This is a genomic window from Nocardioides sp. (assembly GCF_035503875.1).
GTDB lineage: Bacteria > Actinomycetota > Actinomycetes > Propionibacteriales > Nocardioidaceae > Nocardioides.
Genome location: NZ_DATJTA010000008.1, coordinates 365,166 through 375,304 on the forward strand (window position 1 = coordinate 365,166; position 10,139 = coordinate 375,304).

Sequence of the window (10,139 nt, forward strand, 5' to 3'; positions counted from 1 at the left end):
TCACTCGGCGGAGACGATGTCGACGACGAAGTAGAGCGTGCTGTTCGCCGGGATCTTCTCCTGGTCCTGCTCGCCGTACCCGAGGTCCGGCGGGATCTGGAGCAGCACGCGGCTGCCGACCTTCACCCCGGAGAGACCGTAGGTCCAGCCCTTCACGACCTCCTGCAGGGAGAACGGCACGGGCTCCTTGGAGTAGCTCTCGTCGAAGGGCCGCTTGGCGTCGTACACCTGACCCAGGTAGTTGGCGGTGACCGTCATGTCCTCGGTCACGACCGCGCCGGTGCCGCGCTTGACCACGCTGCGCAGCAGCTCGCCGTCGGCGGCGGGCTTCTTCACGCCGGCGAAGCTGAGGCGCTTGACGACGCCGTCGCGCTCGACGACCTTCGGCATCTGCGAGGCAGGGACCCGCTGCGGCTTCACCGGCTTCGGGTCGGCCATCAGGTCCGCGATCAGCAACACGGTGTCGCCGTCGCCGATGCCGAGTGCCGGCTGACCGTTCTCGCCGAACGCCTCCTCGGCGGAGCCGACGACCGCGACTCGCGACCCCTTGGTCTGCCCCTCGAGGGCCTTGACGAAGATCGGCGCGAGCTCCTCCTCGTCGACGGCGATCGGCTGCGCGCCACCACCCTCGGCGCCGTACGTCGAGTAAGCCTCGGTCTTGCTGAAGCCGTTGCCGACCCACAGGTTGGTGGTGACCGTCTCGCCCTTCGCGACCGGCTCGCCATCCCCCTCGACGATCGTCTTGACCTCGAGGTCGCCGGCCTCCATCTGGCCCTTCCAGGTGACCTCGGGCGCGGAGCCCTGCTCACCCGCGATCTCGACCGCCTCGAAACCCTGCGGTCCGTCGATGTCAGTGGGCTTCACCCCGTCGTCACCACCACACGCGGCGAGACCGAGGAACAGCACAGGGAGCAGGGCGGCCAGGGGCCGGTGCAGGCGAGAGGGCACGAGTTCAACCTTCGGGCGGGGGCGTGACGTTGCGGGCCAAACCCTAACCGGCTTGCCTGAGAAGTTGCTCAGAGCGTCCCCAGGTGGGTCGCAAGTTTGTGCCGTTTGGTCACCAACGGCACAAGTTCGCGCTCGATTCTGCCGTTGGTGACCAAACGGCAGCCCTCAGCGGACCCGAGCGACTCACATTCCGTCGATCAACCGCTGCACGCGCTCGTCGTACGCCCGGAACGGGTCCTTGCACAGCACCGTCCGCTGTGCCTGGTCGTTGAGCTTCAGGTGTACCCAGTCGACGGTGAAGTCCCGGCGACGCTCCTGGGCCTTGCGGATGAACTCCCCGCGCAGCCGTGCACGGGTGGTCTGGGGAGGCACCGACTTGGCCTCGAAGATCTTCAGGTCGGTGGTGACCCTGGCGACCCGACCACGCTTCTCGAGCAGGTAGTAGAGACCCCGGTCGCGGTGGATGTCGTGGTAGGCGAGGTCGAGCTGTGCGATCCGGGCGTGCCCCAGCGGAAGTCCGTGCTTGGCACGGTAGGCGTCGATCAGCTTCCACTTGATGACCCAGTCGATCTCCGTGTCGACCAGGCCAAGATCGTCGGACTCCACCGCTTTGAGGCCGCGTTCCCACAGGTCGAGCGCTGCTTCGATCGTCGGCGTACTGATCCCCCGCCGATCGACGAAATCGCGAGCCTTGGTCAAGTACTCCTGCTGGATGTCGAGTGCGCTGGCCTCACGACCGTTGGCGAGGCGGATCTTCCGACGACCGGTCACGTCATGCGAGATCTCGCGGATCGCCCGGATGGGGTTCTCCATCGTGAGGTCGCGCATCACCACGCCCTCCTCGATCATCCGGAGCACCAGGTCGCAGCTCGCGACCTTCAGCATCGTGGTCGTCTCGCTCATGTTGGAGTCGCCGACGATGACGTGCAGACGGCGGTACTTCTCCGCGTCCGCATGGGGCTCGTCACGGGTGTTGATGATCGGGCGCGACCGGGTGGTGGCGCTGGAGACGCCTTCCCAGATGTGCTCGGCACGCTGACTGACGCTGTACGACGCCCCGCGAGGCGTCTGGGTGATCTTCCCGGCCCCCACGACGATCTGTCGGGTGACCAGGAACGGGATCAGGATGTCCGCCAGCCGGCTGAACTCGCCCGCGCGGCTGACCAGGTAGTTCTCGTGGCAGCCGTAGGAGTTCCCCGCGGAGTCGGTGTTGTTCTTGAACAGGTAGATCTCGCCCGCGATGCCCTCGTCGTGCAGGCGCTGCTCCGCATCGAGCAGCAGCCCTTCGAGGACCCGCTCCCCGGCCTTGTCGTGCGTGACGAGCTCGGTGATGTCGTCACATTCGGGTGTTGCGTACTCGGGATGGCTGCCGACGTCGAGGTACAGACGCGCGCCATTGCGAAGGAACACGTTGCTGCTGCGTCCCCAGCTGACGACCTTGCGGAACAGGTATCGCGCGACCTCGTCCGGGCTCAGCCGACGCTGGCCCTTGAACGTGCACGTGACGCCGTATTCGTTCTCGATCCCGAAGATACGACGATCCATGACTGCAGACTACGGCGCTGGTGGTGGGAACGGGGGGACGAAGCCACACCTGGTTTGCGACGGTTGCCTGGGTGCCGTTTGGTCACAATCGGCACCCACGATCGGGACCGCCCACCTCACGACCACTGGACCACTCCCATCGCGCGGCGCCACCGGTTGAGAAGACGGTCCCGGCCGGCGACGTCGTAGAGGGATTCGCGGACGAGCGTTCGCCAACGGTCCAAGCGCAGATTGCGATGTGACCGGCGCAGGTCGCGATCGATCTCGTGCATGACCACGATCGGATGATTCAACAGGTCGTCCAAGGTGAAGCCCTTGCGCTTGTACGAGGTGCCCGACCAACCACGCTCGCGACGCAGATCCGAGCGGTGCTGACTCTTGTCCCGGTGCACGCCGCCGTCGTACTCATGCACCCAGTCGGTGCCGATGATCAGGAAGTCGACGCGGCCGATGAAGAGTCCGTCGGCGTCCACCAGGCTGACCTGAGGCTCAGACTCGATCTCCATCGCCGCGTGGAAGCACGCTAGAAGGGACTCGCCGGCAGACTCCCGCCGCGAGTGCGACAGCCCGTAGGCGGACGCCAGCACTTTGACCCCCGGCCGGCCGCTTCGGAGCAGGACCTGCATCCGGCGGTCATCGAGATGGTTCTGCCTACGGGCGGAGTCGATCATGATGACCAGGTCGAGGACTCCCAGGTCACGGGCCGCTCGCAGCAGAATCTCCTCAGGAGCATCGACCGGGTACCCGCCGGCGACGAAGTCGGAGCGCTTGCGGGTGAGCCGGGAGCAGATCAGCCCCTCCCGACGAGGTCGAGGATCGTTGCGATCGACGGCGGCGAACACCGGTACCTGCTCGGGAAGCTTCGGAAGCTCCCAGCCGAGGAGACGGGCAGCCGTCAGGTGGGTGAAGACGGCCGACTCGGGGAGCACTTCGCTCCACGCCGCGAGGTCACGACGAAACTCATCCTCAGCATCGAGGTTCGTAACGATCTTGAGGAACAGACCATGGCTGACCCGGCGGTACCTCTTGCTGCGCACGTGACCCCGGATCGGCATGTCGCCGCTCCGCTCTGGGCTCTCGTCAGCTCCGGCAGTCACGCCGCCAGCGTGGAGGCAATCATCGGTTCGCGAAAGCGCCGAGACTCGGCCTGTGGATGACAGTCTGAACTAGGGTCCGCTTCCGAACTGCCGGGGCGTTGCCGGGTGCGCCGTTTGGTCACCAACGGCGCCAGATCCGGGTACGGAACTGCGGTTGGTGACAAATCGGCACACCTTTCGAGGAGCGGCAGTGGAGCCTGCGGACCTACTGGTTCGGCCCCGATCCACCATCCGGGGGCGCGACGGGCGGCTCACCGGTGAGCGGGTCCTCCAGGGGGGCGATGTGGCCGCTGACCTGGTCGGTCGGGTCGGCGGGGTGATCGGCGCGGACGGCACTGGAGGCGGTGCCGGGGTCGTTGTCACCCGCTTCGGGGGGGTGAAGCGACCTCGGGGCCGCGTCCGCCGAGAAGGGTCTCCAGGCGGGCGGGCATCAGGCGGACGAACTTGCGCGGCCTGGCGCGGGTGCGGTCGAGGACGGCGACCTCGAGGTCGCCGACCGGGATCACCCGGTCCTCGGAGTCGGTGTGCCCGAGGGCAGCGACAGCCAGCCGGAGAGCGCCTTCGAGGGTCGCGCCGGCGGCGTACCGCTCCTGGAGGTACGCCGAGACGGACTCGGCGGCGCCGCCCATGACGGCGTACTGATGGACGTCGGCCACCTGCCCGTCGTAGGTCAGCCGGAAGATCTGGTCCTCGGCGGCGGTGTCGCCGATCTCTCCGACGAAGATCTCCACCTCGTACGGCTTCTCGCCGCCGCTGGAGAAGATGGTGCCGAGGGTCTGCGCGTAGGCGTTCGCGAGGCCGCGGCCGGTGACGTCGCGCCGGTCGTAGGCGTAGCCGCGCATGTCGGCGAGCCGGACGCCCGCGATCCGGAGGTTCTCGAACTCGTTGTAGCGCCCGACCGCCGCGAAGGCGATCCGGTCGTAGATCTCGGAGACCTTGTGCAGCGCCTGCGAGGGGTTCTCGGAGGCGAACAGGATTCCGTCGGCGTACTGGACGGCAACCACGGACCGACCCCGGGCGATGCCCTTGCGGGCGAAGTCGGCCCGGTCCTTCATCAGCTGCTCGGGCGAGACGTAGAACGGCATGCTCATCCGGACTAGGGCCTTTCGGTTGTCGAGCTTGTCGAGACACCGGGGAGCTCGGCGCGCGGGCCGTCGGGTGCGGACATCCTGCCCGCGATCATCCGGTCGGCGACCTCGGCCACCTCGGCATCGCTCAGACGTCGCCCGCCCTCTGCGGTGATCACCTGGATGACCGGGAAGATCCGGCGCGCGACGTCGGGTCCACCCGTCGCCGAGTCGTCGTCCGCGGCGTCGTACAGCGCCTGGACGACGGCCATCACGCAGTCGGCCTCGGAGAGATCCTCGCGGTAGAGCTTCTTCAGCGCACCGCGTGCGAACAGCGAGCCGGAGCCGACGGAGTGGAAGCCGTGCTCCTCGTAGCGCCCGCCCGTCACGTCGTAGCTGAAGAGCCGGCCCCGGCCGGCCTGCAGGTCGTAGCCGGCGAAGAGGGGTACGACGGCCAGGCCCTGCATCGCCATGCCGAGGTTGCCGCGGATCAGCGCGGCGAGCCGGTTGGCCTTGCCGTCGAAGGAGAGCGTGGTGCCCTCGATCTTCTCGTAGTGCTCGAGCTCGGTCTGGAAGAGCCGGACCATCTCGATCGCGAGGCCCGCCGTACCGGCGATGCCGACCGCGGACAGCTCGTCGGCCGGGAAGACCTTCTCGATGTCCCGCTGGGCGATGATGTTGCCCATAGTCGCGCGGCGGTCGCCGGCGAGGACCACCCCGCCGGCGAAGGTCGCACCGACGATGGTGGTGCCGTGCGGCGCGAGATCGCCGGCGTTGCCCTGGGGCACCGCACGGCGACCCGGGAGCAGGTCCGGAGCCTGGTCGGAGACGAAGTCGGCGAAGGACGAGGTGCCCGGCCGCAGGTAGGCGGCGGGCAGGCGCGAGTCCGTCACTGGCCGCCCTTCTGGATGAACGACTTCACGAAGTCCTCGGCATTGGTCTCGAGGACGTCGTCGATCTCGTCCAGCAGATCGTCGACGTCGTTGTCGAGCGCCTCCTTGCGCTCGGCAACATCGGTCTCGGGGACCGTCTCCACGGCCTCCTCGGTCTCCGAGCTCTTGCGCGGTTGCTTCTGCTCCTGTGCCATGCCTCGACCCTATCCACTCAGCGGGTGAGAGCGGTGAACAAGTCCTCGGCCGTCTCACTGCGGTCCAGCAACTCGCCGACGTGTGCCTTGCTCCCGCGCAGCGGGTCGATGGTCGGCACCCGTTGCAGCGACTCCCGGCCGGGGAGGTCGAAGATCACCGAGTCCCACGAGGCGGCCGCGACGTGCTCGGCGTACTTCTCCAGGCAGCGACCGCGGAAGTACGCCCGGGTGTCGGTCGGCGGGTCGTGCATCGCCGCGGTCACGGAGGCGTCCTCGAGGAGCCGCTCGATCCGGCCGCTGGCGACCAGGCGGTTGTAGAGGCCCTTCTCGGGGCGGATGTCGGAGTACTGGACGTCGATCATCTGCAGCTTCGCGTCGTCCCAGTCCAGGCCGTCGCGGTCGCGGTACTGCTGCAGCAGCTTCAGCTTGGCCACCCAGTCGAGCTCGCGGGACAGCGACATCGGGTCGCGCTCCAGCCGGTCCAGGACCGACTCCCAGCGAGCGAGCACGTCGACGGTCTGGGCGTCCGCGTCGGCGCCGTACCGGTCCTCGACGTACTTCTTCGCGAGGTCGAGGTACTCCAGCTGCAGCTGTACGGCGGTCAGCGTCCGGCCGTCGCGGAGCGTGATCGTCTCGCGCAGCGTCGGGTCGTGGGAGACCGCGCGCAGGGCCGACACCGGCCCGTCCACGCTCAGGTCGACCGAGATGAAGCGGTCCTCGATCATCGCCAGCACGAGAGCCGTGGTGCCGACCTTGAGGTACGTCGAGATCTCCGAGAGGTTGGCGTCGCCGATGATGACGTGCAGGCGGCGGTACTTCTCGGGGTCGGCGTGCGGCTCGTCGCGGGTGTTGATGATCGGGCGCTTCAGCGTCGTCTCGAGTCCGACCTCGACCTCGAAGTAGTCGGCGCGCTGGCTGATCTGGAAGCCGTGACCGCGCCCGTCCTGCCCGATCCCCACCCGTCCCGAGCCGGTGACGACCTGCCGGGAGACGAAGAACGGGGTCAGGTGCCGCACGATCTCGGTGAACGGCGTCGAGCGCCGCATCAGGTAGTTCTCGTGGGCGCCGTACGACGCGCCCTTGTTGTCGGTGTTGTTCTTGTACAGCAGGATCGGCGCGCCGCCGGGCATCTGGGCCGCCCGGCGTTGGGCGTCCAGCATCACCTGCTCCCCCGCCTTGTCCCAGCGGACGATGTCGAGCGGCGTCGTCACCTCGGGGGTCGAGTACTCGGGGTGAGCATGGTCGACGTAGAGCCGCGCACCGTTGGTGAGGATGACGTTGGCCAGCCCGAGGTCCTCGTCGGTGAGCTGGGTCGGGTCCGCCACCTGTCGGGCCATGTCGAAGCCCCGGGCATCCCGCAGCGGCGACTCCTCCTCGAAGTCCCAGCGGGCGCGTCGGGCGCGCACCGTGGCGGAGGCGTACGCGTTGACGACCTGGGAGGACGCCACCATCGGGTTCGCCAATGGCTGGCCGGGCACGGTGATGCCGTACTCGACCTCCGTCCCCATGACCCGCCTGACGCTCATGTGACGAGACTACGGGGCGCACGCGGGTTGGCGGGTGGAACCTCCGGGTAGGACGGCCCTCGTGTGGGGCAGGCTGACGGTCGCGGGTGCGCTGCTGGTCGGTGCGTCGCAGCTCATGGCCTCGATCGGGTACGACGAGCGCGCCGCTGAGGTACGTGAGCTGCGCAGCGCCGGCGGCGTCACGGTGGACGGCCGGCTCGTGGAGACGTTCGAGCGGGAGCGAACGCGACGCTCGCGGCGCTCCTCCTCGACGTACCCCGTGGTGTGCGGCGAGTACGCCTACCGAGTCGACGGAACCCGGTACACGCACCGCGAGTACGACCAGTGCGAGGACGACGCCGCAGCGCTTCCCGCGACCCTGCCGCTGCTCTACGACGAGAGCGATCCCTACGACGTCCACAACAACACCGACTCCTGGCTGGAGAGCCAGGACCGTCAGTCGGGAGCGGTGTGGTGGTTCCGGATCGGTGGCGGGCTCGTCGTCGCCCTCGGGGTCGCCGGCCTGGTGGCTCGGGCGAGACGGCGGTGGCGACGACGGCACCCTAGGCTCCCCACATGAGCGAGGACGGGGCGGCACGGGCCACAGCGGCGGCGGACTCGCTCGGGCTCGACTACGTGGTGACCCGGCACGGGCCGGTGCGCTCCCTGCAGGAGGCGGCATCCGCGCGCGGAATCGAGCCGCACCAGCTGCTGAAGACGATGGTCGTGCGAGTGGCCGAGGGCGACCACCGGTTCGTGCTGGTACCGGGCGACCGCGAGATCGCCTGGCCGAAGCTGCGGGCACTGCTGGGCGTGAGTCGGCTGTCCATGCCGAGTGCGGACGCGGCGTACGACGTGACCGGCTTCGTCCGCGGGACGATCACGCCGCTCGGTAGCCGTACGCCGCTCGCCGTGATCGCCGATGCGTCGATCGACGGGCGAGTGTCGATCGGAGCCGGCGAGCACGGCGTCGCGCTGAGCCTGGACGCCGCGGAGCTGGTCGGTGCGCTCGGTGCGACCGTCGCGGACGTGACGGAGCCCGCCACCTAGAGGTGGCGGGCTCCGGCGTACGGCGATCTAGAGGTACTGACCGGTGTTCGCGACCGTGTCGATCGATCGACCCGGCTCGGTGCCCTGCTTGCCGGTGATGAGCGTGCGGATGAAGACGATCCGCTCGCCCTTCTTGCCGGAGATCCGGGCCCAGTCGTCCGGGTTGGTGGTGTTCGGGAGGTCCTCGTTCTCCTTGAACTCGTCGACGCACGCCTGGAGCATGTGCGCGACCCGCAGACCGCGCTGGTCGTGGTCGAGGAAGTCCTTGATGGCCATCTTCTTCGCACGGTCGACGATGTTCTGGATCATCGCGCCCGAGTTGAAGTCCTTGAAGTACAGGACCTCCTTGTCGCCGTTGGCGTAGGTCACCTCGAGGAAGCGGTTCTCCTCGGTCTCGGTGTACATCCGCTCCACGGTCGCCTGGATCATCCCCGCCACGGTGGCATCGCGGTCGTTGCCGAACTCGGCGAGGTCGTCCGCGTGCAGCGGCAGGCCGGTGGTGAGGTACTTGGAGAAGATGTCACGCGCGGACTCGGCGTCCGGGCGCTCGATCTTGATCTTCACGTCGAGCCGGCCCGGGCGGAGGATGGCCGGGTCGATCATGTCCTCGCGGTTCGAGGCACCGATCACGATGACGTTCTCGAGTCCTTCCACGCCATCGATCTCGCTGAGCAGCTGCGGCACGATGGTGTTCTCGACGTCGCTCGATACGCCGGAGCCCCGGGTGCGGAAGATCGAGTCCATCTCGTCGAAGAACACGATGACCGGCATGCCCTCGCTGGCCTTCTCCCTGGCCCGCTGGAACACCAGCCTGATGTGCCGCTCGGTCTCGCCCACGTACTTGTTCAGCAGCTCGGGGCCCTTGATGTTGAGGAAGAAGCTCTTGCCCTCCTGCTTCTTCGGGCCGGCGGCGTTCGCGTCCGCGCCGGTCTTCGCCGCGACCTGCTTGGCCAGCGAGTTCGCCACCGCCTTCGCGATCAGCGTCTTGCCGCACCCGGGCGGGCCGTACAGCAGGACCCCCTTGGGCGGCCGGAGCAGGTGTTCCTTGAACAGGTCGGCGTGCAGGTACGGCAGCTCGATCGCGTCGCGGATCTGCTCGATCTGGGGAGCGAGGCCACCGATCTCCGAGTAGGAGATGTCCGGCACCTCCTCCAGGATCAGCTCCTCGACCTCCGCCTTCGGGATGCGCTCGTACACATAGCCGGAACGGGGCTCGAGCAGCAGCGAGTCGCCGCCGCGCAGCGTTGCGTTCCGCAGCGGCTCGGCCAGCCGGGCGATGCGCTCCTCGTCGGCGTGCGAGATCACCAGCGCCCGGTCGCCGCCCTCAAGGATCTCCTTGAGCATGACGACCTCGCCGACCGTCTCGTAGCCCTGGGCGATGACGACGTTGAGCGCCTCGTTGAGCACGACCTCCTGGCCGGGCCGCAGCTCGCTCACCTCGATCCCCGGGCTCACGCTCACCCGCATCTTCCTGCCGCCGGTGAACACGTCCGCGCTGCCGTCCTCAGCGGCCTCGAGGAAGACGCCGAAGCCGGATGGCGGCTGGGCCAGCCGGTCGACTTCCTCCTTGAGCGCCACGATCTGGTCGCGCGCCTCGCGCAGGGTCCCCGCGAGCCGCTCGTTCTGGCCGGTGCTGCTGGCCAGGTTCGCCTCGGCCTCACGCAGCCGCTCTTCGAGCAGCCTCGTCTGCCGTGGCGAATCCGCAAGCCTGCGGCGCAGAGCGGCGATCTCCTCCTCGAGGAAGGAGATCTGCGTGGTAAGGACCTTGACCTCGTCGTCATATCGTCCGGCGCGCGCGCTGTCGTCGCGAGAGGCCATGCCCCTCACCCCCTCCCGAGAG

The 10,139-nt window shown here is 68.3% G+C and carries 10 protein-coding genes; 2 read left to right on the forward strand and 8 right to left on the reverse strand.

Features of this window, described 5'->3' with window-relative positions; all coding sequences use genetic code 11:
- From VMF51_RS03420 to dop, 7 genes are all read right to left on the reverse strand, one after another.
- The gene (locus VMF51_RS03420; protein WP_325472985.1) at positions 1–948 is read right to left on the reverse strand and encodes an FKBP-type peptidyl-prolyl cis-trans isomerase; all 948 of its coding nucleotides are present in this window, start codon (positions 946–948) and stop codon (positions 1–3) included.
- Positions 949–1,131: 183 nt separating this feature from the next.
- Complete coding sequence (gene pafA, locus VMF51_RS03425; RefSeq protein WP_325472986.1) at positions 1,132–2,493, reverse strand: Pup--protein ligase; 1,362 nt, start codon at positions 2,491–2,493, stop codon at positions 1,132–1,134.
- 116 nt (positions 2,494–2,609) lie between these two features.
- Positions 2,610–3,590, reverse strand: coding sequence for a hypothetical protein (locus VMF51_RS03430; protein ID WP_325472987.1), 981 nt, complete (start codon positions 3,588–3,590; stop codon positions 2,610–2,612).
- A gap of 359 nt (positions 3,591–3,949) precedes the next feature.
- A complete protein-coding gene (gene prcA, locus VMF51_RS03435) occupies positions 3,950–4,681 on the reverse strand; it encodes a proteasome subunit alpha (protein WP_325472988.1) in 732 nt (243 codons plus the stop codon).
- Between the two features lie 5 nt (positions 4,682–4,686).
- Positions 4,687–5,550, reverse strand: coding sequence for a proteasome subunit beta (gene prcB / locus VMF51_RS03440; protein ID WP_325472989.1), 864 nt, complete (start codon positions 5,548–5,550; stop codon positions 4,687–4,689).
- Positions 5,547–5,744 carry a ubiquitin-like protein Pup gene (locus VMF51_RS03445; protein WP_325472990.1) on the reverse strand — a complete coding sequence of 66 codons (198 nt, stop codon included), beginning with the start codon at positions 5,742–5,744 and terminating at the stop codon, positions 5,547–5,549. Before VMF51_RS03445 ends, prcB begins: the two co-directional genes overlap by 4 nt.
- A gap of 17 nt (positions 5,745–5,761) precedes the next feature.
- Positions 5,762–7,270 (reverse strand): depupylase/deamidase Dop, encoded by a 1,509-nt coding sequence (gene dop / locus VMF51_RS03450; protein WP_325472991.1) that lies wholly within the window; start codon positions 7,268–7,270, stop codon positions 5,762–5,764.
- Between the two features lie 61 nt (positions 7,271–7,331).
- Between dop and VMF51_RS03455 the strand changes: the two genes are divergently transcribed.
- Together VMF51_RS03455 and VMF51_RS03460 are read left to right on the forward strand one after the other, a co-directional pair.
- Positions 7,332–7,829 (forward strand): DUF3592 domain-containing protein, encoded by a 498-nt coding sequence (locus VMF51_RS03455; RefSeq protein WP_325472992.1) that lies wholly within the window; start codon positions 7,332–7,334, stop codon positions 7,827–7,829.
- Positions 7,826–8,299 (forward strand): YbaK/EbsC family protein, encoded by a 474-nt coding sequence (locus VMF51_RS03460; protein ID WP_325472993.1) that lies wholly within the window; start codon positions 7,826–7,828, stop codon positions 8,297–8,299. Before VMF51_RS03455 ends, VMF51_RS03460 begins: the two co-directional genes overlap by 4 nt.
- 27 nt (positions 8,300–8,326) lie before the next feature.
- Here VMF51_RS03460 and arc read toward each other — a convergent pair whose 3' ends face one another.
- Positions 8,327–10,117 (reverse strand): proteasome ATPase, encoded by a 1,791-nt coding sequence (gene arc / locus VMF51_RS03465; RefSeq protein WP_325472994.1) that lies wholly within the window; start codon positions 10,115–10,117, stop codon positions 8,327–8,329.
- Positions 10,118–10,139: the final 22 nt, after the last annotated feature.